Raw genomic sequence first — 26,310 nt, forward strand, 5'->3', positions numbered from 1 at the left:
ATGCAGCGAAGATCGGCAGAGAGCCTTTGCGGATATTGCAACGGTGGAGTTGTCGGCGGAGTATGCGGTCATTTCAAAGGAAAGAAACGCCCATGATCCGGCAGGCCGTAGCCGACGATGAACCGAAGATCAGGGAATGCGCCGAACTGGCATATGCCCGCTATGTGGCCCTGATCGGACGCAAACCCGCGCCCATGAACGCTGACTTTGCGGGTCAGATCGGGGCCGGTCAGGTTTATGTATCCACAACCGACGAAGGCGATTTTCAAGGCTTCATCGTATTTTACGCCGAGGGCGAGCATGTTCTTCTGGAGAACGTTGCCGTGTTGCCAGCCTCGGCAGGCCGTGGGATTGGTAAGGCGCTTGTTGCTTTCTGTGAGAACGAGGCAAGGACCAGCGGAAAGCGCGCCGTCCATCTCTACACGAACGAGAATATGGAGGAGAATCTGTCGATCTACCCAAGACTCGGATACTCCGAGGTGGCGCGCAGATCCGAAGACGGCTTCAATCGCGTCTATTTCGAGAAGTCTCTTATCTGACGACCGTCCTGTGTGGCTGGCTCCCGCCTAGCAAGATGTAAATGAGACTGCGTGTACCTTTTCAGAAGCGGTCTTGTGTCCGGCCTGTTTGTGCGGTTGGCACCGCTGGCCCTGATGGGATCCGCAGATCAGGTTCCTATCTGCTTTGCGGGCAATTTCGCCCGGGACATTCGGCGGAGCGTCCTGATCGTTGCGGCTGAAGGGTACACCATCACATCGTCGGTCTTGCTATCTCTCGAGCACTCGGCGGGCTACGCCGCGTGTGGTTTGCAGGGCGCGTCCCTGGTCAGAACGGCCCACATGATTCGTGCCGTCTTGTTTGCCATGGCCACGGTCGCGAGCCGGACTGGCTTTCTTTGCAACAGCTTCGTCAGCCATGGATCGGCGCGTTCCGGATGATTGGCGACCTGTCGCACGCGCGATGTCATTCCGACGACGATAAGCTGGCGCAGGTATCGGTCACCCATCTTGGTGATCTTTCCCAACCGCTCCTTACCGCCGCTGGAATGATTGCGCGGTGTCAGGCCAAGCCACGCCGCAAACTCTCGACCGCTCCGGAATTGGCGGCCCGACCCGATCGTAGCGGCCACGGCCGAGGCCGTGACGGGCCCGACGCCGGGAATGGTCTGCAGGAGTTGAGCCTGGCGGCTGAGACGGGCCTGAATGCGCATCGTGATCTCGTACCAGCCGAGGCGATTGTGCAGATCGACCAGCTGTCGGCTGAGGACCCGCAGGACGTCCCGGGCGAGCTCGGGCAACCCCGGCTGCTTGCCCTCGATGATCCCTTTCGCAAAATCGATGGCCCGCGCGACGCCCCGGGCGATGGCGATGCCGAACTCCGCGGCCAGGCTCCGGAGCATGTTGATCAACTGGGTGCGCTGTCGATCCACGAAGTCGCGTGCGCGGTGCAAAGAGAGAAGCGCCTGCTGGTTCTCGGATTTGATCTCGACGAACCGCATCGTCGGCCGTGTCACGGCTTCGCAAATGGCTTCTGCATCAACGGCGTCGTACTTGCCCCGTTTCACGTAGGGTTTGACATACATCGGCGGCATCAGCCGGACAGTATGGCCGAGCTTCGCAAGCTCGCGGCCCCAGTGGTGGCTCGATGCGCAGGCTTCGATGCCGATGAGGCAGGGCGACAGTCGTCCGAAGAACGCCAGCACCTGCGCCCGGCGCAAAGGTCGGTTGAAGGCAACCTCTCCGATCGCGGTAACTCCGTGGACATGAAAGATGATCTTGGCCAGGTCGAGGCCGACAGTGCTAACTTGCATGGGGTGGCTCCTCTCAATTGCAGTTTCTGACACCTGCACTAAGGCGCATTGCGACGCCGGGGGCGGGAGCCATCCACCCCATCTGCTTTGTCCGCATAGCAGGCACGCGCGCGGGGCGCGTCGAAGGTCCGGTTTGGGCGGAAATGCGTGGCAATGGGGTCAGGATTGCCTGGCATTGCCTCGCGACCAAGACCCGGAAATCCATGGGATCGGGTTGCTTTCGCATGGCATTCGCCAGCGCGCCCCGGTCCGCTTTGCCATCCCCTGCCCCTTACGGACCGGCGGACGGAATTCCGGACAGGCCCCGCTAGACCGGCATCTGCCGCGAGAAGACCAGCGCCATCGAGTCGGTCAGCGTGATCGGCCCGCCGTGATAATCCGGACCGATCGAGGGCGTGCGCAGCGCGACCTCCCAGCCGCCGCCACCGATCCCCGGCACCGGCAGGCTCAGCGGGTCGATCTCTCCGGTCGGCTTGCCCTCCATATGCATGACCGCGTAGATCTGCTCGCCATCGGGGCCGTGCCGGAGCGCGGTGAACAGCGTGCGTCCCGCGATCGGGCGCAGATAGTCGAAGCTGTCGCAGCCTGCGTAATTCGCAGCAAGCCAGGGCCGCTTGCGGCGAAACCCGCGCAGGGACAGGCAGAAGGCGGCCTGATCGGCATCGAGCGTCGGCAGCGAGGTCGAGACGTTGCAATATTCGTGCATGTCATCCATCCAGGCCCGCGCCATGTGCTTGAGCGCGGCCACCGTATAGACCTCGGGGCCGGCCAGCGGCGGCTCGGCCTTGTTCAGCAGCCGCGCGATCTCGTCGAGATCGTATTCGGTGACCTCGACCAGCCCGGGCAGGAATTCGAAGAAGCGCACGAGGTCGCTGCGGGTCTCGAACCCCATCTCCTTCAGGCGACGGAAATTGGCGGGGACCGAATAGCTGTATTCGTCGACCTGCCATTTCAGGCTGATCGCCTCCTCGGCCACGACCTTGACGCCGTAACGGTCGTCCTGGTTGCGGATGAATCCCCAGGAGGCCCGCGCCATGGCATTGAGGAAATCCATCGGCACGCCCGGAAGCGCGACATAGGTCAGCACATGGTTCGCCGGGTTGTCATAGGCCTTGTCGAGGATCTCCATCCGGGTCCGGCCAAGCCTTGTATTGACGTTCAGCTTGGGGCTGACCTGGGTGCCGCGCCGCAGGGTGTCATGGTTCGAGGTGCCCGAGATCCAGGTCGCGCCAAGCTCGACGATCTCGCGGATGCGCCAGAATTTCGACAGCCAGAAGGTATAGAGAAAGGGCGTGTTATGGGCGAAGGTCAGGGGCCCCCACTGGAACACGTCATCATCGGTCTGCGCCTCGATCACCGCGCGGTAATCCGAGGACAGCTCCCAGTCCTCCTCGGGCCAGGGCCGGCCATCCTCGAAGATGAACCAGGGCCGGTAGCGCGTGCCCGCTGCCTCCTGCACCAGATCGGACATGGATTGCAGATAGTCGTCATCATGGCGCAGCGTCTGGGTACTGGCATCCCACCACTTGAAATCCTGCGCGCCATCGACCCGGACCCCGTCGGCACCGAAATTCACCTTGCGCCGCTGCATCTCCAGGAGGATCGCCCGCACCGCCGGGTTCTGATAGTCGAGATTCTGGCCATACATGTTCGGCCCGGCGAAGAAATGGCTGTTGAGCGCGGCGAGCCCCTGATTGTCGGCATGGCCGAAGACCACATCGAGGATCAGCTTTTTCGGGTTGCCGGGAAAGTTGTGCAGCTCGGCCGCGAAATCGACCAGCTCGTCGGGGCGCCCGGTTTCCAGCAGCACCGGATTGACCGTGCCCATGCCCGAAATGACGATGTCATAGCCCCAGTTGGTGGTGTCGGGGCGCAAAAGCGAGACCGTCACGCCCTCTTCGTCGCCATCGACCTCCTGCCAGAAATCCGGCCCCGCCTCATGCACCGTCGTAGGCTCCACCGGCAGAAGCTGCACCGCATCATAGCCGAGGAACAGCTTGTCCGCAGGTTCCAGCGGCAACTCGCGCGCGACGCGCTCGGCCAGCCGGTGGTAATGGCGGGTGAGGCTGGCCAGCGTGCCCCCCGCCGTCGCCGTCGGCACATGGACCTGCAGGATGTTCGCGGGCGGGCCGAACTTGTGCGGCGCCTCGCCCCTGAAGGCCTCGAAATAGGCCGCGTCGCCCCGCGCCGCCAGCATTGCCTCGACATCGTACAGCTCGGCCGGGGCCATCACGCCGAAGGGCAGCGACATCGCCAGCGGGTCGAGAATGCGGTGCCAGCCGCCCTCGGGATCGCGCCAGGCCAGCGCATAGAAATCGCCCAAGCGCTCGCGGCTGCCCGCCCGCATGCCGGTGACGGCGGTGAAGCAATGCGCCTCTTCGACGATCACCGGCACCCAGGCCCGTTCGAAGCGGATCTCCTGATGCGCGCGGGTCAGATCCATCGGTTCGAGCGGCGCCAGAACCTCGAGGAAGACATCGCCCGACGGCACCCGCGCATCGAGGATCTCGGGCGTCCAGAAGCCGAACACGGCCCGCCCCTCCTCGACCCGGCCGCCAAGCCTGCGCGCGATCCGGCTTTGCGCCTCGAAAGCGGTCTCGGCGGTGGTCAGCGCCTCGCGCGCGGCTTGGGCCTCGGCCCGCGCCGCCGCCTCGTCGAATTCGATCCGGTCCCTCAGGGGCATGTCTCTGTCCTTTCCCTGCGCGGGGCCGAAGGACCGGCCGGTTCCGGGCTCGCCCTCGTCGCGCATCAGCCGTCCTCCTGAACCAGGATCACGGTCGAGAGCGGCGGCAGGCAGATCGCGGCCGAGGCCGCCTGGCCATGGCTCGGTCGCGGCTCGGCCGTCACCCCGCCCATATTGCCGCGCCCCTGCCCGCCATAAAGCGGGGCATCGGTGTTCAGCGCCTCGCGCCAGCGCCCGGCGGCCGGAAGGCCCAGCCGGCAGGCCGGTTGCTCGACCGGCGAGAAGTTGCAGATCGCGACCGCGTTCGGATCGTCAGGCCCGCCGCGGCGGAGCCAGGCATAGACCGAACGCGAAGCATCATCGGCCTCGATCCACTGAAAGCCCTCGGGGCTGAAATCCAGCGCATGAAGCGCGGGCGTGCCGCGGTAAAGCGTGTTCAGATCGCGCACCAGCCGCTGCATCCCGGCATGGGAGGGATCGTCCAGCGCCGCCCAGTCGAGGCTGCCGGCATAGGCCCATTCGGCCTCCTGGGCGAACTCCTGTCCCATGAACAGAAGCTTCTTGCCCGGCTGGGCCCACATGAACCCGTAGAAGGCGCGCAGATTGGCGAATTGCGCCGCGCGGTCGCCGGGCATCTTGGTAAGCATCGAGCCCTTGCCATAGACCACCTCGTCATGGCTGATCGGCAGGATGAAATTCTCGGAAAAGGCATAGGTCAGCCCGAAGGTCATCCGGTTGTGGTGATGGCACCGGTTCCCCGGCTCCTCGGCCATGTAGCCCAGCGTGTCGTGCATCCAGCCCAGGTTCCACTTGTAGCCGAAGCCCAGCCCCCCTTGATCGACCGGCCGGGTCACGCCGGGATAGGCGGTGCTTTCCTCGGCCGCGGTCAGGGTGCCGGGATGGGCGCCATAGCTCAGCGTGTTCATCTGCTGCAACAAAGCGATGGCCTCGTAATTCTCGCGTCCGCCATCCTTGTTCGGCACCCATTCGCCTTCTTTCCGCGAATAGTCGCGATAGAGCATCGAGGCCACGGCATCGGCCCTCAGCCCGTCGACATGGTATTCCTCCAGCCAGTAGAGCGCGTTGGCCGTCAGGAAATTCGCGACCTCGGTGCGGCCGAAATTGTAGATCAGCGTGTTCCAGTCCTGATGGAACCCCTCGCGCGGGTCGGCATATTCGTAAAGCGCGGTGCCGTCGAACTTGCCCAGCCCATGCGCGTCGGCCGGGAAATGCGCGCCGACCCAGTCGAGGATCACGCCCAGCCCCTTGCGATGCGCCGCATCGACCAGATCGCGGAATTCATGCGGCGGCCCATGGCGCACGGTCGGGGCATAAAGCCCGACCGGCTGATAGCCCCAGGACCCGTCGAACGGGTATTCGCTGATCGGCATCAGCTCGATATGGGTGAACCCCATCGCGGCCACGTAATCGACCAGTTCCTCGGCGGCCTCGACATAGGAGATCGCGCGCCCGTCGGCGCGACGCTTCCAGGAGGCAAGATGCACCTCGTAGATCGAGATCGGCGCGCCGCGGGCATTGCGGCCCGCGCGGTCCTGCATCCACTCGCCGTCCGACCAGCCATAGCCGCGCAGATCATGCACGACCGAGGCATTGGCGGGCGGATGTTCAGAGCCGAAGCCCACAGGGTCGGCCTTCAGCGGCTGCAGCGTCCCGTCCGGCCCCAGAATTTCGTACTTGTAGCGGGCATTCTCGCCGATGCCCGGCAGGAAGATTTCCCAGACACCGCTCGCCCCCCGGCGCCGCATCACATGGCGCCGTCCGTCCCACATGTTGAAGGGCCCCACCACCGAGACCCGGCGGGCATTGGGCGCCCAGACCGCGAAATGGGTCCCAGCCACGCCCTCATGGGTGATCGCATGGGCACCGAGCGCCTCCCACAACCGGCGATGTTCGCCCCGCCCGATCAGATGCTCGTCCAGCGCGCCCAGAACCGGGCCGAAGCGGTAGGGATCGTCGGTCTCCCAGACCGTGCCTTTGGCCTTGGCGCGCAGCCGGTAGGCCGCCTCGCCGGGAACCGGGCCGGTAAACAGCCCCGGACAGTCGGGCACAGGCGCAAGTGAATGGGCGCCATCCTTGGCACCGTGCTCGGCACCGGGCGCATCGTCCAGGAGCGCCTCCAGCGTTTCGGCCCCGGGCATCAGGGCGGTGACATGACGGCGACCGTCCACTCGGTGCGGTCCCAGAACCGCGAAGGGATCGTCAAATGTGCCAAGGGCGATCCGTTGCAGGATGTCCTGCGGAAGGCCCGGCCCCGGTCGGGATGTGATATCGGATTGCATGCCCTAGACCCTAGGAACCCGAAGCCATTCTTCAACTCCGGCGGTGAAATCAGTCCTCCCAGGCCGCAGCATCCGCCCGGTATCGCGCCGCCTGCCCAAATAGCGGGCATTCCTTGCGCGTGACCTGCGCAAACCGGCGGACGCCACGGCATCGGCGCCAGCCCCGCCCTTCCGGCCGCTCGCCTGTGGCGCGTGTAAAAACCTTCCGGTATACCCGGCGAAAGGGCCGGGCAGCGGCCCTGCAACAGGCCGTGCCATTCTTCGGCACGCCCCAGAAGCGGAAGGGTGCCATGGCGATTTCCCGATCCCTTGCGGACGAACTGGACAAGCGGCGCGCGGCCGCGCTCGAAGGTGGCGGCCCGGCCAAGGCCGCGGACCGCCATGCCAAGGGCCGCATGACCGCGCGCGAACGGATCGAGGCGCTCTATTCGGCCGGAACCTTCCAGGAAACCGGGCTGCACGCCCAGCATGCGACTCGCCATTTCGGGATGGAGAAGAAGTCGATCCCGGCCGATGGCGTCATCACCGGAACGGGCTTCGTCGATGGCCGCCCGGTCGCGGCCTTCAGCCAGGATTTCGGCGTCGTCGGCGGCACCTTGGGCGAGATGCACTCGCGCAAGATCTGCCTCGTGCTCGACCATGCGCTGAAGGCGGGCGTGCCGGTCGTGGGTTTCAACGATTCCGGCGGCGCCCGGATCCAGGAGGGTGTCGGCGCGCTCTCGGCCTATGGCCAGGTCTTCTACCGCAACGTGCAGCTGTCGGGCGTGGTGCCGCAGATCTCGGTCATTGCCGGGCCCTGCGCGGGCGGCGCGGCCTACAGCCCCGCTCTGACCGATTTCGTGATCATGACGCGGGAACACGCCCAGATGTTCATCTGCGGCCCCGAGGTGATCCGCGCCGTCACCGGACAGACCACGACGATGGACGAGATCGGCTCGGCCGCGGCGCATGGCTCGGTCTCGGGCAATATCCATTTCATCGCCGAGGACGACGCCGATGCGGTGGCCATCGTCCACCGGCTTTTGTCCTTCCTGCCCTCGAACAACATGATGGACCCGCCGCACCGGATCGAGCCGGATCTGGCGATCGAGGACGACCCCGAGCTTGACGCGCTGCTGCCAGAAGATCCGAAATCGGCCTATGACGTGCGCGGGGTGATCGCGCGGCTTGCCGATGGCGGCGATTTCCTCGAGGTGATGGCAGGTTTTGCCGCCAATCTGGTGGTGGGCTTCGGCCGGATCGGCGGCGTGGTGACGGGCTTTGTCGCCAACCAGCCGATGGTCAAGGCGGGCGCGCTCGACATCGACGCCTCGGACAAGGGCGCGCGCTTCGTGCGGCTTTGCAACGTCTTCAACATCCCGCTGGTGACGCTCGTCGATGTGCCGGGCTTTCTGCCGGGCGTGGCCGAGGAGCGGCGCGGCATCATCCGGCACGGCGCCAAGATGCTTTTTGCCTATGCCTCGGCGACGGTGCCGAAGATCACCGTCATCATGCGCAAGGCCTATGGCGGCGCCTATCTGGCGATGTGCAGTCAGGACATGGGGGCCGACCGGGTGATCGCCTGGCCCAGCGCCGAGATCGCGGTGATGGGGGCCGAGGGCGCGGTCAACATCCTCTATCGCAAGGACCTGGCCGCGGCCGAGGACCGTGCCGCGCGCGCACAGGAGCTTGCCGCCGAATACCGCGCCGAATTCGCCTCGCCCTATCTCTCGGCCGGGCGGCTCTTCGTGTCGGATATCGTCCAGCCGCGCCAGACCCGCAGCGCCATCGCGCTGACGCTGCGCGGGCTGTTGTCGAAACGCGAGACGCGGCCGCCGAAGAAACACGGCAACATCCCGCTTTAGGTCCGATCATGCTGGAAAACCTTGCCCTGATCGGAACCGGCTTTGCGGTGGTGATCCTGGTCCTGTCCTCGCTCTGGGGTGCCTGCGCCCTGATCGGGTGGGGCTTCACGCGGGCGGCTGCGCGGAAGACCGCCGCCTCAGGAACGCCCGACAGCCGGCCTCTCGCCGAGAGCGCGGGCGTGCCGCCCCACCATATCGCGGCCATCGCGGCGGCGGTGGCCGAAACGCTCGGGCCGGGCTACCGCGTCAGACATGTCGCCGCGCCCGCCCATCTGGTCGACGGCTGGCCGCTCGAAGGCCGGATCGAGACCTTCGCCGCCCATCGCGTCCGCACCGGTTGGGGGCCGACCCGGCCCCGGCTTGGCGCCCGGATGCCAGAGATCACAGAAGGACCGAAGCCATGAAGCGCCTGCGGATCACCGTCGACGGCACCCCCTATGAGGTGACGGTAGAAGAGATCGAGACCGGGCCCGGGACCGCCCCCACAGCTGCACCAGCCCCCCGCAGCGCGTCCGCCCCGCCCCGCCCCGCCCCGGCGGCGCCCTCCGTCGCGGCGGCGGCGCCCTCGGTCGCGGCGCCTGCCCAGCCCGGCGCGGTCCTGAGCCCGCTTGCCGGCACCACGGTCAGCGTCGCGGTCGCGGTGGGCCAGAGCGTCGTTGCGGGCGAGCCCCTGATGGTGCTCGAGGCGATGAAGATGAATACCGACATCCGCGCGCCGCAGGCCGGGACCGTCTCGGCGATCAACGTGGCCCCCGGCGCGACCGTGACCGAGGGGCAGGTCCTGCTGGTCCTGTCCTGAGGAGGTCCGCCCGATGCTGCCCAATCCGCTGAGCGACCGGCTCGACAGCCTGACCGGCATGACCGCCCTGCCCGACGTCACCTGGCAGATGGCGGTGATGTGGCTGATCGTGGCGGGGCTGTTCTACCTCGCCATCTACCGCAAGTTCGAACCGCTTCTGCTGGTGCCCATCGCCTTCGGAGCGCTGCTGGCCAACCTGCCGACCGAAGGGCTGGTGAACCCGCCCGGCGAGGGCTTGGCGGGGGGGCTGTTCCATTACATCTCGCTCGGCGTCGATCTGGAGCTGTTCCCGCCCCTGATCTTCCTCGGCGTGGGCGCGCTGACCGATTTCGGGCCCCTGATCGCCAATCCGCGCACCCTGCTTCTGGGGGGCGCTGCGCAATTCGGGGTCTTCGCCACCTTCCTCGGGGCGACACTTCTGGGCTTCTCGCCCCAGGAGGCGGGCGCCATCGGCATCATCGGCGGCGCCGACGGGCCAACCTCGATCTTTTTGGCCAACAAGATGGCGCCGCATCTGCTGGCCCCCATCGCGGTCGCGGCCTACAGCTACATGGCGCTGGTGCCGCTGATCCAGCCGCCGATCATGCGCGCGCTGACCACCGAGGCCGAGCGCAAGATCCGGATGCAGTCTCTGCGCCCGGTCTCGCGGCTGGAAAAGCTGATCTTCGCCGGGCTGGTGACGGTAATCGTGATCCTGCTGGTCCCCGCCGCTTCGGCGCTGATCGGCATGCTGATGCTGGGCAACGTCCTGCGCGAGAGCCTGGTGACCGACCGGCTGGCGAAGGCGGCGCAGAACGAGGTGATCAACGTGGTGACGATCCTCTTGGGCACCTCGGTCGGGATCACCATGACCGGCGAGCGCTTTCTCAATGCCGATACGCTGATGATCCTCGGGCTCGGCGTCATCGCCTTCGGCATCGCGACCGCCGCGGGCGTGCTGATGGCCAGGGCGATGAACCTGGTCAGCCGGAGCAAGATCAACCCGTTGATCGGCTCGGCCGGGGTCTCGGCGGTACCGATGGCGGCGCGGGTCAGCCAGATCGAGGGCCAGCGCGCCGATCCGGGCAATTACCTGCTGATGCACGCCATGGGACCGAATGTCGCGGGCGTGATCGGCACGGCGGTGGTCGCGGGCTATTTCATCGCCCAATACGCGGGTTGAAATCCGGACCTCTTGTCGCAGGCTGCGCGGACCGCCCCCGCCGCGCAGCCCCTTTCGCCTCATTGCCCCAAGGAAAACGTCCCGCTCGCGGCCGCCGCGTCGCCCGGCCGCGCGTCAACTCGACGTTGACCCCCCGACCGCAAGTCGCTTTGGTTACGAAGCCTTCGACAACAAACAGATCACCGGCATGACCGATGGGACAGGATGCCGGGATCCCATGAAAGGTGCAAAATGACCCTACATACGTTTCTCACCACTTCGGCGCTGGCGCTGAGCCTGGCCTCGGCCGCCGCGGCGCAACAGACGCTGGTCTATTGCTCGGAGGGCTCGCCCGAAGGGTTCGACCCCGCGCTCTATACCTCGGGCACGACCTTCGACGCCGCCGGACAGGCCGTCTATGCCCGCCTTGTCGAGTTCAAGACCGGCACCACCGAAGTGATTCCCGGGCTCGCCGAAAGCTACGACATCTCCGAGGGCGGCAAGACCTATACCTTCCATCTGCGGCCCGGCATCAAGTTCCAGACCACGGATTTTTTCACGCCCACGCGCGATATGAACGCCGATGACGTGATCTTCAGCTTCATGCGGCAGCTCGACCCCGAGAACCCGTTCCACAACGCCTCGGGCGGCACCTTCGAATATTTCAACGCGATGTCGATGCCCGAGCTGATCGACAGCATCGAGAAGGTCGACGACCTGACCGTCGCCTTCCACCTGACCCGGCCCGAGGCCCCCTTCATCGCCAACATGGCCATGGATTTCGCCTCGATCATGTCCACGGAATATGCCGACCAGCTGCTCGAGCAGGGCCGACCCGACCTGCTGAACCAGCAGCCGCTGGGCGCCGGTCCCTTCGCCTTCGTCGCCTATCAGAAGGATGCGGTGATCCGCTATCGCAAGCATGACGGCTTCTACCGCGAGGGGCTGCCGAAGCTCGACAACCTGATCTTCGCGATCACCCCCGACGCCTCGGTCCGTTACCAGAAGCTGAAGGCGGGCGAATGCCATGTGATGCCCTTCCCGAACCCGGCCGATGTCGCCGAGATGAAGTCCCAGGACGGCATCACCGTGAAGGAGCAGGAAGGCCTGAATGTCGGCTACCTGGCCTTCAACACCCAGCAGCCGCCCTTCGACAATCCGAAGGTCCGCAAGGCGCTGAACATGGCGATGGACAAGCAGGCCATCATCGATGTCGTGTTCCAGGGCGCGGGCGAGGTCGCCAAGAACCCGATCCCGCCGACCATGTGGAGCTATAACGACGCGGTCGAGGACGACCCCTACGATCCCGAGGCCGCCAAGGCGATGCTGGAGGCGGAAGGCGTCAGCGATCTGTCGATGAAGCTCTGGGCGATGCCGGTGCAGCGGCCCTACAACCCCAATGCCCGGCGCATGGCCGAGATGATGCAGGCCGATTTCGAGAAGGTCGGCGTCAAGGCCGAGATCGTCTCCTACGAATGGGGCGAATATCTCGACCGCTCGAAAGAGGTGGACCGCGACGGCGCGGTGCTGCTGGGCTGGACCGGCGACAATGGCGACCCGGACAACTTCCTGGGCACCCTGCTCAGCTGCGACGGGGTCGGCGGCGCGAACCGCTCGCAATGGTGCTACGAGCCCTTCGAGAAGCTGATCCAGGAGGCCAAGACCAAGCCGACCCAGGCCGAACGTGCCAAGCTTTACGAAGAGGCGCAGGTCATCTTCAAGGAGCAGGCTCCCTGGGCCACGATCGCGCATTCGAAGGTGTTCATGCCGATGCGCGACGAAGTGGAGGGCTACAAGGTGCACCCGCTCGGGTTGCACATCTTCACCGAGGTCAGCCTCGACAAGTGATCACAAAATGGGCGGCGGGGCTTTACAAGCCCCGCCGTTAGGGGCATTTGGCGCCGCCATGACACCAGCACGCCCCCAGTCCACGGACACGGCCGCAAGAAAATGTTGAGATTTTTCCTGACGAGACTGCTCACCTTCGTCCCGACCTTCGTCGGCGTGACGCTGATCTCGTTCGCCTTCATCCGGGTTCTGCCCGGCGACCCGATCATCGTCATGGCTGGCGAACGTGGCCTTTCCGAGGCACGTTACCAGGAGCTGCGCGAGCAGTTCGGCTTTGACCAGCCGCTGTTTGTGCAGTTCTGGGATTACCTGACCGGTATCCTGCATGGCGATCTCGGCATGAGCTACGTCACCAAGAAACCCGTCTGGGACGAGTTCTTCGCGCTCTTCCCCGCCACCGTCGAGCTGTCGCTCTGCGCCATCGTGATCGCGATCTGCCTCGGCCTTCCGGCGGGCGTGATCGCCGCGGTGAACCGGGGCAAGTTCTTCGACCGGGCGCTGATGTCGACCGCGCTGGTGGGCTATTCGATGCCGATCTTCTGGTGGGCGCTGCTGCTCATCATCGTGTTTTCGGGCACGCTCGGCTGGACCCCGGTCTCGGGCCGGATCGACCTGCTTTACTATTTCCCCGACGCGACCGGCTTCATGCTGATCGACTCGCTTCTGTCGGGCCAGAAGGGCGCCTTCGCCTCGGCGGTCGAGCACCTGATCCTGCCCTCGATCGTGCTGGCCACGATCCCGCTGGCGGTGATCGCCCGGCAGACCCGCTCGGCCATGCTCGAGGTGCTGGGCGAGGACTATATCCGCACCGCCCGGGCCAAGGGACTGGCTCCGGTCCGCGTCAACGGCCTGCATGCGCTGAGAAACGCCCTGATCCCCGTCGTCACCGTGATCGGGCTGTCGGTCGGCGTGCTGCTTGCCGGCGCGATCCTGACCGAGACGATCTTCTCCTGGCCGGGCATCGGCAAGTGGATGGTCGACAGCATCTACCGGCGCGACTACCCCGTCGTGCAGGGCGGGCTGCTGCTCATCGCCGGCATGGTGATGATCGTGAACCTGATCGTCGACCTGCTTTACGGCGTCATCAATCCCAAGATCAGGAAACGCTGAGATGGCCGACACGACCGCCGATGCGCCCCGCGCAGCAGCCCCGCAACGTCCCGGCCGCCTCAAGGAATTCTGGCGCTATTTCCGCGAGAACCGCGGCGCGGTGATCGGACTTTACGTTTTCGTCTTCTTCGTTCTGCTGGCACTCGGCGCCGACATCATCGCTCCGCATGACCCGACCCAGCAGTTCCGCGCGCATACGCTGATGCCGCCGTTCTGGACCGCCGAGGGCAGCTGGAGCTTTCCGCTCGGCACCGATCCCCTGGGCCGCGACATCCTCTCGCGGCTCCTGCACGGGGCGCGCTATTCCTTCTTCGTCGGCCTCGTCGTGGTGGTGCTGGCCGCCTCGACCGGCATCCTGATCGGTCTGATCGCGGGCTTCGCACCGAAATGGCTCGACACCGTCATCATGCGGCTGATGGACATCATCCTGTCCTTCCCCTCGCTTCTGCTGGCGCTGGTGCTGGTGGCGATCCTCGGCCCCTCCCTTGTGAACGCGATGATCGCCATCGCAGTGGTGCTGCAGCCCCATTACGTGCGCCTCACCCGCGCTGCGGTGATGAGCGAGCGGACCCGCGACTATGTCACCTCGGCCAAGGTCGCGGGCGCGGGGCTGGGACGGCTGATGTTCATCACCGTGCTGCCAAACTGCCTGGCACCGATCATCGTGCAGATGGCGCTGAGCTTCTCGAACGCGATCCTCGACGTGGCGGCCTTGGGCTTTCTCGGCATGGGCGCGCAGCCGCCGACACCGGAATGGGGCACGATGCTGGCCGAGGCCCGCGAATTCATCCTGCGCGCCTGGTGGGTCGTGACCTTCCCCGGCCTCGCGATCCTGATCACGGTGCTGTCGATCAACCTGATGGGCGACGGGCTGCGCGACGCGCTCGACCCCAAACTGAAGCGGAGCTGATCCCATGGCGCTCCTGTCCATCCGCAACCTTTCCGTGGAATTCTCGACCGCAGGCGGCCCGTTCCGCGCCGTCGACGGGGTCGACGTGACCGTCGACAAGGGCGATATCCTGGCCATCGTCGGCGAAAGCGGCTCGGGCAAGTCGGTCTCGATGATGGCGCTGATGGGGCTTCTGCCCTGGACCGCGCGCATCACCGCGGACGAGATGAGCTTCGATGGCATCGACCTGCGCAGCCTCACGCCGCGCCAGCGGCGCCGGGTGATCGGCCGCGACATCTCGATGATCTTCCAGGAGCCGATGACCTCGCTCAATCCCTGCTTCACCGCCGGGTTCCAGATCAAGGAGACGCTGCGCCAGCACCTCAAGCTCGACCGCCGCGCCCGCCATGCCCGCGCCATCGAACTGATGGAGATGGTCGGCATTCCCGATCCCGAGCGTCGGCTGAACGCCTTCCCGCACCAGCTTTCTGGCGGCATGAGCCAGCGGGTGATGATCGCCATGGCGCTGGCCTGCGAGCCGCGCCTTCTGATCGCGGACGAGCCCACCACCGCGCTCGACGTCACGATCCAGGCCCAGATCCTCGATCTGCTGCGCGGCCTGCAGGGCCGGACCGGCATGGCGCTGATCCTGATCACCCATGACATGGGCGTCGTGGCCGAGACCGCCGAGCGGGTGCAGGTGCAATATGCCGGCCAGAAGGTCGAGGAACAGCCGGTCCGCGCGCTGTTCGAAACCCCGCACCATCCCTATACCGCGGCGCTTCTGGCCGCCCTGCCCGAACGCGCGACCGAGCGCCGTCTGCCGACGATCCCGGGCGTCGTGCCGGGCCAGTTCGACCGGCCCGAGGGCTGCCTGTTCTCGCCGCGCTGCCGCTTTGCCGACGAGCGCTGCCACCGTACCGCGCCGTCCGTTCAGCCCCCCGGGCTCGGGCTGGCCCGCTGTCATTATCCGCTCGCGAGCACAACCGAGGAGACCGCCCGATGACCGCCCCTGTCGTTGTCGCCGATCACCTCGCCCGCCATTACGAAGTGGGCGGCGGGATGTTCTCGAAGCCCGGCCTCGTGCGCGCGCTGTCCGAGGCGAGCTTCTCGATCGAGGCCGGCAAGACGCTGGCGGTCGTGGGCGAGTCGGGCTGCGGCAAGTCCACCCTGGCACGGCTGATCACGCTGATCGAGGAGCCGACCTCGGGCAGCCTCACCCTCGACGGCCGTCCGGCCACGCCCGAGAACTGGCGCAGCCTGCGCTCGAGCGTGCAGATCGTGTTCCAGGACCCCTACGGCTCGCTCAATCTGCGCCACCGGATCGGCACGATCCTCGAAGAGCCCCTGAAGATCAACCGCCCCGACATGAGCGCGAAGGAGCGGGCCGAGAAGGCGCGCGAGATGATGCGGCTGGTCGGGCTGCGCCCCGAGCATTACGACCGCTTTCCGCACATGTTCTCGGGCGGGCAGCGGCAGCGGATCGCGGTCGCCCGCGCGCTGATGCTGGAACCCAAGCTTCTGGTGCTGGACGAGCCGGTCTCGGCGCTCGATCTGTCGATCCAGAGCCAGGTGCTGAACCTGCTGCTCGATCTGCAGGAACGCATGGATCTGGCCTATCTCTTCATCTCGCATGACCTCTCGGTGGTGCGCCATGTCGCCGACGATGTCATGGTGATGTATCTCGGCCGCCCGGTCGAGTTCGGCACCAAGGACGATGTCTTCGCCAATCCGCGCCACCCCTATACCAAGGCGCTGCTCTCGGCCACGCCCACGACCGAGCCCGCCCCCGAGCGGCAGCGGATCAAGCTGCAGGGCGAGCTGCCGTCGCCGCTGGCGATCCCCGATGGCTGCCCCTTCGCGCCGCGCTGCTGGAAGGCCGAGACCCGCTGCCGCGAGAGCCGCCCCGAGCTTGCGGGCGCGCCCCATGCGGCCGCCTGCTTCTTCCCCGAAGGCGTCTGAGCCGCCGGAGCCCGGGGGTCGTCCCCCTGTGCCCCGGCCCCGGCCCCGCCTCCCGCGCGGACAGACCGTCCGGAGCGCGCGCCTCTCTGCTCGGCCGACCTCGTCACTCGCCTTTACCGGGAAACCGGCAGCCTGCCCTGATCCGTGACGAGAACCCTGCCAGGGGCCATTGCCCAAGGCCATGACCGATGCCCGGACAGCGCTCCGATGACGGCCGCGCAGCGGCGCTTGGATCGACCGTAACCCTGTGTTAACCCTTTGATCACCCGCAAGGTTGGGACCCGGAGGCAAGCAGGCTCTTCGGCCGAAAAGGGAGAACGAGGTGACGAAAAAGGTCTTCGTCGTCGGAACTTTCGACACCAAGGGTCGCGAGCTCGCGCATGTCGCCGGGCTTGTGGCCGATCAGGGGCTCGGCGTGGTCAAGGTCGACCTCTCGACCTCATCGGACCATCGCAGCACTGCCGATGTAACCCCGGCCGAGGTGGCGGCCTGCCACCCCGAGGGCACGGGCGCGGTGCTGACGGGCGACCGCGGCTCGGCCGTGGCCGGGATGGCGGCGGCCTTCGAGGCCTTCGTCGCGACCCGTGACGATATCGGCGCGATGATCTCGCTTGGCGGCTCGGGCGGGACCGCGCTGGTCGCGCCCGGCATGCGCGCGCTGCCCGTGGGCGTGCCCAAGCTGATCGTCTCGACGCTGGCTTCGGGCAATGTGGCGCCCTATGTGGGCCCGTCCGACATCACCATGATGCCGTCGGTCACCGATGTCGCGGGCCTCAACCGGATCTCGCGGGTGATCCTCGGCAATGCAGCCCGCGCCATCGCGGGCATGGCAAAGGCCGCCCCCGAGGAAGCGGGCGACGACCGTCCCGCAGTCGGGCTGACCATGTTCGGCGTCACCACGCCCTGCGTCACCCATCTGACCGAGCGGCTCGAGGCCGAGGTCGATCCCATCGTCTTCCATGCCACCGGCACCGGCGGTCAGGCGATGGAAAAGCTTGTCGATTCCGGCATGATCTCGTCGGTCATCGACACCACCACGACCGAGATCTGCGATCTGCTCTTCGGTGGCATCCTGGCCGCGACCGAGGACCGGCTGGGGGCCATCGCCCGCACCGGAATTCCCTATGTCGGCTCCTGCGGTGCGCTCGACATGGTCAATTTCGGCGCGCGCGCGACAGTGCCCGAGCGCTATGCCCACCGGCTTTTCTATCAGCACAATCCCCAGATCACCCTGATGCGGACCACGCCCGACGAATGCCGCCAGATGGGAGAATGGATCGGAACCCGGCTGAACGCCTGCAAAGGGCCGGTGCGTTTCCTGCTGCCCGGGGGCGGCCTGTCGATGCTGGACGCGCCCGGCATGCCCTTCGAGTTGATCGAAGCCCGCAACGCGCTGTTCGACGCCCTCGAGGCCACGGTCGAGCAGACCCCGGACCGGCGGCTGATCCGGCTGCCCCACAATATCAATGACGAGGCGTTCTCGGACGCGCTGTACATCCACTGGAAGGAGATCGCCTGATGGCCCGGTTCGAACGCAAGGATCTGCTGGAGAAATTTCGGGGCATGATCGCCGAGGGCCGCCCGATCATCGGCGGCGGCGCAGGCACCGGCCTCTCGGCCAAATGCGAGGAAGCCGGCGGCATCGACCTGATCGTGATCTACAATTCGGGCCGCTACCGGATGGCGGGCCGGGGCTCGCTGGCCGGGCTTCTGGCCTATGGCAATGCCAATGAGATCGTCGTCGAGATGGCCCGCGAGGTGCTGCCGGTGGCCAGGAACACCCCGGTTCTGGCCGGTGTGAACGGCACCGATCCGTTCTGCAACTTCGACCCGTTCCTCGACCAGTTGAAGGCCATCGGCTTCTCGGGCATCCAGAACTTCCCGACGGTCGGGCTGATCGACGGCACCTTCCGCCAGAACCTCGAGGAAACCGGCATGGGCTACGGGCTCGAGGTCGATCTGGTGGCGCTGGCGCGGTCGAAGGACATGCTGACCACGCCCTATGTCTTCGACACCGATCAGGCCAAGGCCATGGCCGAGGCGGGCGCCGATATCGTGGTGGCGCATATGGGCCTGACCACGGGCGGCGCCATCGGGGCCGATACCGCGATCTCGCTGGAAGACAGCGCCGTCAAGGTCCAGTCCATTGCCGAGGCCGCGCTGAGCGTGCGCAAGGACGTGATCGTGCTGTGTCATGGCGGGCCGATCTCGATGCCCGAGGACGCGACCTATGTGCTGTCGAACGCGCCCGACTGCCACGGCTTCTACGGCGCCTCCAGCATGGAGCGGCTGCCGACCGAAACCGCGCTGATCGACCAGACGCGGCGGTTCAAGACCATCACCCGAGGCTGAAAAGGGAGGATCTTATGGCCAGGGCCTATGCCAGCGCGGTGATCCCCGCGCCCATCGAGAAGGTCTGGGATATCCTGCGCGACTTCAACGGGCTGCCCAGCTGGCATCCGGCGATCGAGCGCAGCGAGATCGAGGACGGGCTCCGCGCCGATACCGTCGGCGCCGTCCGCTCCTTCCATCTGGCGGGCGGCGGTGGGCATGTGCGCGAAAAGCTGCTGTCGCTCGACGACAGCGCCTTCACGCTCAGCTACAGCTTCGTCAAGCCGGCCTTCCCGGTCGAGAACTACATCGCCCGGATCGCGCTTTTCCCGGTCTCCGAGACCGGCGAGACCTTCGCCCTCTGGGAAGCGGAGTTCGACGAGGCGCCGGAAGACCGCGGCAAATACGGCCCGGTGATTTCCGAGGGCGTCTTCGCCGCAGGCTGGGCCGCGCTCAAACGCCAGCTCGGCTGAAAGGTCTTCCGGACGGCGGCCATTTCGCCGTCCGGCCTCATGGTATCAGCCCTGGCCCAAGACGCTCCGGGACAACGGCACAGGACGCGAGAGGCATGGCCCGCGCCTTGGCGCCCGACGCCGTTTCGAAGCGGCTGGCGCCCCGCAGCGGGATCGCGGCGACAGGACCTCCCCTGACAACCGCAGGCCCCGCGCAACCGGAGCCCTGGCCGGCGGTTGATGAACGAAGCCAACCGGCTCCTCTTGCCGCAGCAATCGAGGCAGGGGCGCGTCGGGCCGCGATCAGCTTGGCGAGAGGCAACGAAAATCGCCCGCGCCCCGAGCGAACCGGCGCGGCCCGAGCTTGTCGGCCCCCGCCGCAGGCCGCCCACCTGTCCCCTGCCCCCCTGACCGCCTCTGCGCGCCCCTTGCGCACCGTGCCGAGACGATCCTGGCCGCGCTCCTCGCCGCTCTGCAGAAACGGCCCGCGACCAGCCGCCTTTTCATCTGCCTTTTCACGGGCGGTTTCACGGGCCTTGTCGCTGGCCTTGTCACACGCGCGATACATGCAGCCTTTAGCGGAACCCGCAGGGAACTCCCCCTGTCGTTTTCGACCAATGAGGTATCCATGCGAACTCTGCTATCCGCGCTCGCCGCAACCACCCTTCTCGCCGGGGCGGCGCAGGCCACCGCGATCTATCCGCTCGACCGGGCGACGATCCTCGTCTCCTCGCCCTTCGACTTCAAGATCGAGCTCGATGCCGTTCATCCCGAAGCGGAAATCGCCGTTACCGTGAATGGCAGACCCTATGCCGAGACGTTCGGCACCAGCGCCGAATACGTGGCCGAGGAGAAGGGCGAGGACGACGCGGTGCTGGGCTCGGCGCTGATCCTGCGCGACCTGGCCCTGGCCGAGCCCGGCAGCTACACCGTCGAGGTCAGGGCCGGCGACGAGACCAGGACCGTCACCTGGGAGGTCTATGCCACGCCCGAGGCGCCGCAGGCCAAAAACATCATCTTCTTCGTCGGCGACGGACTTTCGGTCGCGCACCGGACCGCGGCGCGGATCATGTCGAAGGGCATGACCGAGGGCAAGGCGGATGGCCGGCTGGCGATGGACGATCTCGACCACATGGCCTTCATCGGCACCTCCTCGACCCATTCGGTCGCGACCGACTCGGCCAACACGATGTCGGCCTACATGACCGGCCACAAGGCCCGGGTGAACGCGCTGGGTGTCTATGCCGACCGCACGCCCCCGACCCAGGACGACCCCAGGGTCGAAACCATCGCCGAGGCACTCCGCCGCATGACGGCCAAGTCGATCGGTGTCGTCACCACCTCCGAGCTCGAGGATGCGACCCCCGCGGCCGTCGTCGCCCATACCCGCAAGCGCGGCGACAAGGCCGATATCGTCGGCATGTTCCATGACGTCCAGCCCGAGGTCATGCTGGGCGGCGGCTCGGCCTATTTCCTCAAATCCGACATCCCCGGCTCGAAACGCAAGGACGCTACCGACTATGTCGGATTGTTCCGCGAGGCGGGCTACACGCTCGCGACCGATGCTGCCGGGCTCGAGGCCGCGCGCAACACCAACAGCGGCAAGATCCTCGGGCTTTTCCATACCGGCAACATGGATACCAAGCTCGACCGCAGCTTCCTGCACCAGGGCACCGTCGGCAAGTTCCCCGACCAGCCCGGCCTGGTCGAGATGACCGAAGCCGCGCTCGATCAGCTGTCGAAAAACGAGGACGGCTTCTTCCTGATGGTCGAGGGCGCCTCGATCGACAAGATGTCCCATCCGATGGACTGGGACCGCGCCGTCATCGACACCATCGAGTTCGACCAGGCCATCGCCGCCGCCCGCGCCTTTGCCGAGACCCATCCCGAGACGCTGATCGTGGTCACCGGCGACCATACCCATGGCGTCTCGGTGATCGGCACCATCGACGACGACAAGCCCGGCACCGAGATGCGCGAGAAGGTCGGCACCTATGACGCCGCGGGCTTCCCGACCTACACCGATGCCGATGGCGACGGCTATCCCGACCGGATCGACGTGTCGCGGCGGCTGGCGATCTTCTCGAGCAACTTCCCCGATTACTACGAGACCTGGCGGCCCAAGATGGACGGCCCGTTCGAGCCTTCGGTGAAGAACGAGAAGGGCGAATATGTCGCCAACGAGGCCTACAAGGACATCCCCGGCGCGGTGCTGAGGGTCGGCAACCTGCCGAGATCGGCCGATACGGCGGTGCATGCGGTCGATGACGTCGTGCTGCAGGCGACCGGTCCCGGCGCCGAGGCGTTCAAGGGCTACATGGAACAGTCGGACGTCTACAAGGTGCTGGCCGAGACCTTCGCGCTGGGCGCCGTCCGGAAGTGACCTGACATCGGGGCCGGGCCCGGGCGGTGCACCGCCCGCCGCCCGGCCCCATTCCCTTCCGCCCCGCTCCTTTCCCCTGCGCCCCGGAATTCCGCCATGACCGATACCGCCGCCCCCGACCGGACCCGCAGGCTCTGCCTTGCGCTCGCACCCGGCCTGCTTCTGCCCGGCCTGTTCCTGACGACGACGGCCCGCCCCGCCGCCGCTGCGGGCACCCCGCTGATCGGCTTCGATGAGCTTTACAGCGCCTTCAGCCCGCTCGGCCTCACCTTCTCGGACAAGGTGATCGCGCTGACCGGAGAGAAGGTGCGTATCCGGGGTTTCATGGCCCCGCCCCTGAAGGCGGAATCGAACTTCTTCGTGCTGACCGCGATCCCGATGGCGCTCTGCCCGTTCTGTTCGACCGATACCGACTGGCCCGACAATATCGTCGTGGTCTATCTCGACCGCAGCCAGACCTTCGTGCAGCCGAACCAGACCATCGAGGTCACCGGACGGCTCGAGCGCGGCTCCTGGGTCGATCCCGAGACCGGCTTCGTCAGCCAGCTGCGCCTGCGCGACGCGCGCTACAGAACGGTCTGAGCGCGATGCCCGGTCTTCGCCTCTCTGCCGTCTCTGTCGCCTATCCGGGGCTTGCCGCCCCGGTGCTCGACATCCCCGCGCTCGATATTCCTGCAGGCAGCCGCATCGCGGTGACCGGCCCCTCGGGCTCGGGCAAGTCGACGCTGGTCAATGTGCTGGCCGGGCTGATCCTGCCCCGGGCCGGCCAAGTGATCTGGGACGGAACCGACATCGCCGCCTTGTCCGAAGGCGCGCGCGACCGCTGGCGCGGCGCCAATCTGGGCCTCGTCATGCAGGAGTTCCACCTGTTCCCGGGGCTCTCGGCGCTCGACAACGTGCTTCTGCCCGCGCGGCTCGCGCGGGTCGCCGATCAGGCGATGACGGCCCGCGCCCGCGCCCTTCTGGCCGAGGTCGGCCTGGCCCGGCCCGGCCAGCCGGTCGAGACCATGTCGCGCGGCGAGATGCAGCGCGTGGCGGTGGCCCGCGCCCTTCTGCGCCGGCCGGGCATCATCGTCGCCGACGAGCCCACAGCCAGCCTCGATCCCGAAAGCGGCGCGGCCATCGCCGGGCTGCTGCTCGATCTGGCCGAAAGCGCGGGCGCGACGCTGATCGTGGTCTCGCATGATCGCCGCCTGAGCGCGCGGCTCGACCGCGAGCTGAACCTTGCCGGGGGCGCGATCCTCACCGATGACCTCCGCGAAGGAGCCTTGCCGTGATCCAGTTCGTTCTGGCCGATCTGAAACGTTTCCGTCTTGGCTCGGCAGTGGTCGTGCTGCTGATCGCGCTGGCGGTCGCGCTCGGGACCACGATCACCCTGCAGGAGCGCGCCTTCCGGCTGGGCAGCGCCCGCGCCGCAGAAAAGTTCGACCTGATCGTCGGCGCGGCGGGCAGCGCGACGCAGCTGGTGCTTTCCTCGGTCTTCCTGCAGCCCGCGGCCTTGCCGCTGATGCCGGGCGACACGCTGATCGCCCTGACCGAAGACCCGCGCGTGGCCTGGGCCGCGCCGATCGGCTTCGGCGATTTCGTCGCCGGTCATCCGGTGATCGGCACCACCACCACGCTGATCGAGCACACGGCGACGGGCTTTGCCGAGGGCCGGATCTTCGCAGCCGAAGGCGAGGCGGTGATCGGCTCGGCGGTCGACATGGAACTGGGCGACAGGCTGGTCCCGACCCATGGCCTGATCGCCGAGGGTGGCCATGCCCATGCCGGGATCGCCTATCGCGTGACCGGGCGGCTCGCGCCCACCGGCACGCCCTGGGACCGCGCCATCCTGGTGCCGATCCAGGCAGTCTGGCATGTCCACGGGCTGGGCGAGGATCACGACCACGACGAAGCCGGGCATGACGAGGGCCATGACCACGGGCATGATCATGCGGCAGAGGGTCATGACGACGCCGTGGCTCTGGCCAGCGCAGGGACCGGCGACCACGACCACGACCACGACCACGACCACGACCACGACCACGACCACGACCACGACCACGACCACGACCACGACCACGACCACGACGATGCGCAGGAAAACGGAACGCACAAGGCGGATGAGGCGCACCAGCCCCATGGCGGCGCGACCTTCGACCCGGAGGCCCCGCTTGACGAGCATTGGCAGGCGGGAGAGCCGCCGGGCCTACCCGCGATCCTGGTCAAGCCGCGCAGCATTGCCGATGCCTATCTGCTGCGGCAGGCCTACCGGCAGCCGGGGCAGACGCTTGCGGTCTTTCCGGCCGAGATCCTGACCGGGCTTTACGCGCTGCTTGGCGATGCCAGACGGGTACTGGTCGCGGTCGCGATCGGCGCGCAGGTGCTGGTGGCTGCGGCCCTGCTTCTGGTCACCGTGATCCAGGTCGGCCAGAGACGCCGGCAGATCGCGGCGCTCCGGGCCTTCGGCGCGCCACGGGGCGCGGTTTTCGGAATCGTCTGGCTTGAAATGGCGCTGCTCTTCGGCACCGGCATCCTGTGCGGCTTCGGCCTCGGCTATGCCGCGGCAGAGGCGCTGTCGCAGGGCTTTGCCCGCGCGCGCGGCTTTCCTCTGCCGGTCGCATTCGCGCGCAGCGATCTGTGGTCCCTGGCTCTGCTGACGCTAGCCGCGGCGCTGCTTTCGGCATTGCCGGCCTGGATCGCCTACCGCCAGCCGCCGGTCGCCGCCCTGCGCGATTAGTCCCCTCCCGGCGCTGTCCGGATTCTGGCCCGGTTAGGGGAATAAAGCCTCGCGCGCGTTCAGAAGAAGAAGTCGCAGCGATCAGACTTCTCGACGTCGCCGGACGCGCGCGATCTGGCCGTGCACCCTCTCGGTTCCCGGGCGCCCGACCGGGCATCCTCGCCTGGCACGACCTTGTAATCCGGGGCCTCAGCTTCAGAATCGTCCTTGTCCGGGCGCAGCGCCATGCAGGACACCGCAGCCCCGCCCCACACCATTCCGCCAAGCCAGTAGGACAGAAGGATCGCCCCCCAGCCCGTTTCCATTATCAGAGATACGACGGTCGCAGAAAAAACCCCTCCCATAATTGAAGTAAGCATAAAAACAATGGGCATCGAGGTTAGTCGCTCCTTCCCGCTCGTACTCGGGTTTCCCCGTGACACACGCTTTCTCGTGAGCACACTAGCAGGTTAACATACGATAATACGATTGGTTCCGCGCGTTTCATCGGTCGAATGCGGTGATCGGCCTGCCCCGCGACGTAAATCCGCAACAATACCCATGTTTTGAGGATATTGCCTTTCCCGGCAGCGTTCCGGTAACGGCGCCGCCGATGCCGGGCCGTCCTGTCCGGCCAGAAGGGCGCGGCGCGCAGATGCGCAAGGTCGAAAACGGGCCGGGGTTCCGGGTTTGACAGGATTGCGCGGGGCTCTCTAAGCTTGCCTGCGTCGAGCGGCGGGACGGCCACAGGGAGAGGTCCAGGATGTGCGACACCTGCGTGATGACGGCACTCAAGGACCGCATGCTGTCGCGGCGCGGCTTCTTCGCGGGGGCGGCGGGGGCCGGTCTGGCGGCGGCGGCCGGACTGAGCGCCTCGGCGCCCCGGGCACTGGCACAGGGCCACGCGAAGGTAACCGACATGACCCATGAGCTTTCGGCCGATTTCCCCACCTTCTTCGGCGAACGGCAATTCTTCTGGGACCAGAAGTTCAATTTCGCCGAACATGGCTTCAACCTCGTCGAATACCGGGTGAACGAACATACCGGCACCCATATCGACGCGCCGCTGCATTTCTCGGCCGATGGCGCGGCGGTGAACGAGATCGCGGTCGAGACCCTGGTCGCGCCGCTCTGCGTGATCGACATCGCCGCCCGCGCCGCCGAGGATGCCGACACCACCCTCACCCCCGACGACATCCGCGCCTGGATCGCGGCGCATGGCGAAATCCCCGAACATGCCTGCGTCGCGCTGTTCTCGGGCTGGGCCGACAAGGCCAGCGGCCCGGGCTTTCGCAATGCCGATGCCGGGGGCGTCCAGCATTACCCGGGCTTCCATGCGGAGGCCGCCGAGATGCTGATCGAAGAGACAGCCGCGGCCTCGATCGGGTCCGACACGCTGTCGCTCGATCCCGGCAACTCGCCCGATTTCGCGGCGCATTACGCCTGGCTGCCCTCGGGGCGATTCGGCATCGAATGCCTCGCCAATCTCGACCGGATGCCCGCCGCGGGCGCGACGCTGGTGATCGGCGCGCCCAGGCACAAGGGCGGCACCGGCGGGCCCGCGCGGATCTTCGCGCTGGTCTGACCCCATGTCCCGCCGCTTCGGATCCCCTGCCCCGGAGCGGCCCCTTCCCCAATCCAAGGAGCCCCGATGGCCACGGCGAAGATCTGGAGCGACGCGGAGGCCGAGGCCGACCCGCGCGTCAAGGCGGTGTTCGACGACATCCGCGCCACCCGCAAGACCAATTTCGTGAACAATGTCTGGCGCGCGCTGGCGGGTCAGCCCGCGGTGCTGGAAACCACCTGGGCACAGGTCAAGGCGGTTATGGCGAGAGAAAGCGCGCTCGACCCGCTGACCAAGGAGCTGATCTACATGGCGGTGTCGGTCGCCAATGGCTGTTCCTATTGCGCCCATTCCCATACCGCCTCGGCCCGCGCCAAGGGCATGACCGAGGCCCAGTACCAGGATTTCCTCGCCGTGATCGGACTGGCCTCGCAGACCAATGCGCTGGTCACCGCACTGCAGGTGCCGGTCGATCCCGAATTCGAGGTCTGAG

23 protein-coding genes are annotated in these 26,310 nt (G+C 66.8%); 19 read left to right on the plus strand and 4 right to left on the minus strand.

The window, feature by feature from the left end; all coding sequences use genetic code 11:
- The first annotated feature begins 92 nt into the window (after positions 1-92).
- Positions 93-539: a GNAT family N-acetyltransferase gene (locus ACK8CO_RS02285; protein WP_414898027.1), complete on the plus strand. Its 447-nt coding sequence runs from the start codon at positions 93-95 to the stop codon at positions 537-539.
- Positions 540-790: 251 nt separating this feature from the next.
- Here the strand turns inward: ACK8CO_RS02285 and ACK8CO_RS02290 are convergent, their stop codons facing one another.
- From ACK8CO_RS02290 to glgB, 3 genes are all read right to left on the minus strand, one after another.
- Positions 791-1,810 carry an IS110 family transposase gene (locus tag ACK8CO_RS02290; protein ID WP_414898028.1) on the minus strand — a complete coding sequence of 340 codons (1,020 nt, stop codon included), beginning with the start codon at positions 1,808-1,810 and terminating at the stop codon, positions 791-793.
- A gap of 307 nt (positions 1,811-2,117) precedes the next feature.
- A complete protein-coding gene (gghA, locus tag ACK8CO_RS02295; RefSeq protein WP_414898029.1) occupies positions 2,118-4,493 on the minus strand; it encodes a glucosylglycerol hydrolase in 2,376 nt (791 codons plus the stop codon).
- A gap of 65 nt (positions 4,494-4,558) precedes the next feature.
- Entirely contained in the window at positions 4,559-6,793 is a 2,235-nt protein-coding gene (glgB, locus tag ACK8CO_RS02300; protein ID WP_414898030.1) for a 1,4-alpha-glucan branching protein GlgB, read from the minus strand.
- A 290-nt stretch (positions 6,794-7,083) separates the two neighbouring features.
- Between glgB and ACK8CO_RS02305 the strand changes: the two genes are divergently transcribed.
- The 16 genes from ACK8CO_RS02305 to ACK8CO_RS02380 all read left to right on the plus strand — a co-directional run bounded on the left by ACK8CO_RS02305 (position 7,084) and on the right by ACK8CO_RS02380 (position 24,274).
- Entirely contained in the window at positions 7,084-8,637 is a 1,554-nt protein-coding gene (locus ACK8CO_RS02305) for an acyl-CoA carboxylase subunit beta (RefSeq protein ID WP_414898031.1), read from the plus strand.
- 8 nt (positions 8,638-8,645) lie between these two features.
- The gene (locus ACK8CO_RS02310; protein ID WP_414898032.1) at positions 8,646-9,041 is read left to right on the plus strand and encodes an OadG family transporter subunit; all 396 of its coding nucleotides are present in this window, start codon (positions 8,646-8,648) and stop codon (positions 9,039-9,041) included.
- Positions 9,038-9,436 (plus strand): biotin/lipoyl-containing protein, encoded by a 399-nt coding sequence (locus tag ACK8CO_RS02315; protein ID WP_080615985.1) that lies wholly within the window; start codon positions 9,038-9,040, stop codon positions 9,434-9,436. Before ACK8CO_RS02310 ends, ACK8CO_RS02315 begins: the two co-directional genes overlap by 4 nt.
- 13 nt (positions 9,437-9,449) lie before the next feature.
- Complete coding sequence (locus ACK8CO_RS02320) at positions 9,450-10,598, plus strand: sodium ion-translocating decarboxylase subunit beta (protein ID WP_414898033.1); 1,149 nt, start codon at positions 9,450-9,452, stop codon at positions 10,596-10,598.
- 231 nt (positions 10,599-10,829) lie between these two features.
- The gene (locus ACK8CO_RS02325; RefSeq protein WP_414898034.1) at positions 10,830-12,425 is read left to right on the plus strand and encodes an ABC transporter substrate-binding protein; all 1,596 of its coding nucleotides are present in this window, start codon (positions 10,830-10,832) and stop codon (positions 12,423-12,425) included.
- A gap of 102 nt (positions 12,426-12,527) precedes the next feature.
- The gene (locus ACK8CO_RS02330) at positions 12,528-13,535 is read left to right on the plus strand and encodes an ABC transporter permease subunit (protein ID WP_080615983.1); all 1,008 of its coding nucleotides are present in this window, start codon (positions 12,528-12,530) and stop codon (positions 13,533-13,535) included.
- A 1-nt stretch (position 13,536) separates the two neighbouring features.
- Positions 13,537-14,445 (plus strand): ABC transporter permease subunit, encoded by a 909-nt coding sequence (locus ACK8CO_RS02335; protein ID WP_080615982.1) that lies wholly within the window; start codon positions 13,537-13,539, stop codon positions 14,443-14,445.
- A 4-nt stretch (positions 14,446-14,449) separates the two neighbouring features.
- A complete protein-coding gene (locus ACK8CO_RS02340; RefSeq protein WP_414898035.1) occupies positions 14,450-15,430 on the plus strand; it encodes an ABC transporter ATP-binding protein in 981 nt (326 codons plus the stop codon).
- A complete protein-coding gene (locus ACK8CO_RS02345; protein ID WP_414898036.1) occupies positions 15,427-16,386 on the plus strand; it encodes an ABC transporter ATP-binding protein in 960 nt (319 codons plus the stop codon). Before ACK8CO_RS02340 ends, ACK8CO_RS02345 begins: the two co-directional genes overlap by 4 nt.
- A gap of 322 nt (positions 16,387-16,708) precedes the next feature.
- Positions 16,709-17,905, plus strand: coding sequence for a Tm-1-like ATP-binding domain-containing protein (locus tag ACK8CO_RS02350; RefSeq protein ID WP_080615979.1), 1,197 nt, complete (start codon positions 16,709-16,711; stop codon positions 17,903-17,905).
- The gene (locus ACK8CO_RS02355) at positions 17,905-18,738 is read left to right on the plus strand and encodes a phosphoenolpyruvate hydrolase family protein (RefSeq protein WP_080615978.1); all 834 of its coding nucleotides are present in this window, start codon (positions 17,905-17,907) and stop codon (positions 18,736-18,738) included. The genes ACK8CO_RS02350 and ACK8CO_RS02355 overlap by 1 nt, the downstream gene beginning before the upstream one ends.
- A 14-nt stretch (positions 18,739-18,752) precedes the next feature.
- Positions 18,753-19,190: an SRPBCC family protein gene (locus ACK8CO_RS02360; protein WP_414898037.1), complete on the plus strand. Its 438-nt coding sequence runs from the start codon at positions 18,753-18,755 to the stop codon at positions 19,188-19,190.
- Between the two features lie 607 nt (positions 19,191-19,797).
- Positions 19,798-21,552 carry an alkaline phosphatase gene (locus ACK8CO_RS02365; protein ID WP_414898038.1) on the plus strand — a complete coding sequence of 585 codons (1,755 nt, stop codon included), beginning with the start codon at positions 19,798-19,800 and terminating at the stop codon, positions 21,550-21,552.
- Between the two features lie 96 nt (positions 21,553-21,648).
- On the plus strand, positions 21,649-22,134 hold the full coding sequence (locus ACK8CO_RS02370) for a hypothetical protein (protein ID WP_414898039.1): 486 nt from the start codon (positions 21,649-21,651) through the stop codon (positions 22,132-22,134).
- Between the two features lie 5 nt (positions 22,135-22,139).
- Complete coding sequence (locus ACK8CO_RS02375; protein ID WP_414898040.1) at positions 22,140-22,829, plus strand: ABC transporter ATP-binding protein; 690 nt, start codon at positions 22,140-22,142, stop codon at positions 22,827-22,829.
- Positions 22,826-24,274: an FtsX-like permease family protein gene (locus ACK8CO_RS02380; protein ID WP_414898041.1), complete on the plus strand. Its 1,449-nt coding sequence runs from the start codon at positions 22,826-22,828 to the stop codon at positions 24,272-24,274. Before ACK8CO_RS02375 ends, ACK8CO_RS02380 begins: the two co-directional genes overlap by 4 nt.
- Before the next feature lie 59 nt (positions 24,275-24,333).
- Here ACK8CO_RS02380 and ACK8CO_RS02385 read toward each other — a convergent pair whose 3' ends face one another.
- Complete coding sequence (locus ACK8CO_RS02385; protein ID WP_414898042.1) at positions 24,334-24,648, minus strand: hypothetical protein; 315 nt, start codon at positions 24,646-24,648, stop codon at positions 24,334-24,336.
- 368 nt (positions 24,649-25,016) lie between these two features.
- Between ACK8CO_RS02385 and ACK8CO_RS02390 the strand changes: the two genes are divergently transcribed.
- On the plus strand, positions 25,017-25,838 hold the full coding sequence (locus ACK8CO_RS02390) for a cyclase family protein (protein ID WP_414898043.1): 822 nt from the start codon (positions 25,017-25,019) through the stop codon (positions 25,836-25,838).
- Between the two features lie 66 nt (positions 25,839-25,904).
- On the plus strand, positions 25,905-26,309 hold the full coding sequence (locus ACK8CO_RS02395; RefSeq protein WP_414898044.1) for a carboxymuconolactone decarboxylase family protein: 405 nt from the start codon (positions 25,905-25,907) through the stop codon (positions 26,307-26,309).
- The last annotated feature ends 1 nt before the right edge of the window (position 26,310 follow it).

The sequence above is a fragment of the Rhodovulum sp. HP10 genome (genome assembly GCF_047553435.1).
GTDB lineage: Bacteria > Pseudomonadota > Alphaproteobacteria > Rhodobacterales > Rhodobacteraceae > Rhodovulum.

Coding starts and splice junctions, on each gene's coding strand:
- ACK8CO_RS02310 (WP_414898032.1), top strand. CDS start 8,646: ATGCTGGAAAACCTTGCCCTGATCGGAACCGGCTTTGCGGTGGTGATC.
- ACK8CO_RS02395 (WP_414898044.1), top strand. CDS start 25,905: ATGGCCACGGCGAAGATCTGGAGCGACGCGGAGGCCGAGGCCGACCCG.
- ACK8CO_RS02285 (WP_414898027.1), top strand. CDS start 93: ATGATCCGGCAGGCCGTAGCCGACGATGAACCGAAGATCAGGGAATGC.
- ACK8CO_RS02305 (WP_414898031.1), top strand. CDS start 7,084: ATGGCGATTTCCCGATCCCTTGCGGACGAACTGGACAAGCGGCGCGCG.
- ACK8CO_RS02355 (WP_080615978.1), top strand. CDS start 17,905: ATGGCCCGGTTCGAACGCAAGGATCTGCTGGAGAAATTTCGGGGCATG.
- ACK8CO_RS02345 (WP_414898036.1), top strand. CDS start 15,427: ATGACCGCCCCTGTCGTTGTCGCCGATCACCTCGCCCGCCATTACGAA.
- gghA (WP_414898029.1), bottom strand. CDS start 4,493: ATGCCCCTGAGGGACCGGATCGAATTCGACGAGGCGGCGGCGCGGGCC.
- ACK8CO_RS02335 (WP_080615982.1), top strand. CDS start 13,537: ATGGCCGACACGACCGCCGATGCGCCCCGCGCAGCAGCCCCGCAACGT.
- ACK8CO_RS02385 (WP_414898042.1), bottom strand. CDS start 24,648: ATGCCCATTGTTTTTATGCTTACTTCAATTATGGGAGGGGTTTTTTCT.
- ACK8CO_RS02365 (WP_414898038.1), top strand. CDS start 19,798: ATGCGAACTCTGCTATCCGCGCTCGCCGCAACCACCCTTCTCGCCGGG.
- glgB (WP_414898030.1), bottom strand. CDS start 6,793: ATGCAATCCGATATCACATCCCGACCGGGGCCGGGCCTTCCGCAGGAC.
- ACK8CO_RS02320 (WP_414898033.1), top strand. CDS start 9,450: ATGCTGCCCAATCCGCTGAGCGACCGGCTCGACAGCCTGACCGGCATG.
- ACK8CO_RS02325 (WP_414898034.1), top strand. CDS start 10,830: ATGACCCTACATACGTTTCTCACCACTTCGGCGCTGGCGCTGAGCCTG.
- ACK8CO_RS02360 (WP_414898037.1), top strand. CDS start 18,753: ATGGCCAGGGCCTATGCCAGCGCGGTGATCCCCGCGCCCATCGAGAAG.
- ACK8CO_RS02315 (WP_080615985.1), top strand. CDS start 9,038: ATGAAGCGCCTGCGGATCACCGTCGACGGCACCCCCTATGAGGTGACG.
- ACK8CO_RS02340 (WP_414898035.1), top strand. CDS start 14,450: ATGGCGCTCCTGTCCATCCGCAACCTTTCCGTGGAATTCTCGACCGCA.
- ACK8CO_RS02290 (WP_414898028.1), bottom strand. CDS start 1,810: ATGCAAGTTAGCACTGTCGGCCTCGACCTGGCCAAGATCATCTTTCAT.
- ACK8CO_RS02370 (WP_414898039.1), top strand. CDS start 21,649: ATGACCGATACCGCCGCCCCCGACCGGACCCGCAGGCTCTGCCTTGCG.
- ACK8CO_RS02390 (WP_414898043.1), top strand. CDS start 25,017: ATGTGCGACACCTGCGTGATGACGGCACTCAAGGACCGCATGCTGTCG.
- ACK8CO_RS02375 (WP_414898040.1), top strand. CDS start 22,140: ATGCCCGGTCTTCGCCTCTCTGCCGTCTCTGTCGCCTATCCGGGGCTT.
- ACK8CO_RS02330 (WP_080615983.1), top strand. CDS start 12,528: ATGTTGAGATTTTTCCTGACGAGACTGCTCACCTTCGTCCCGACCTTC.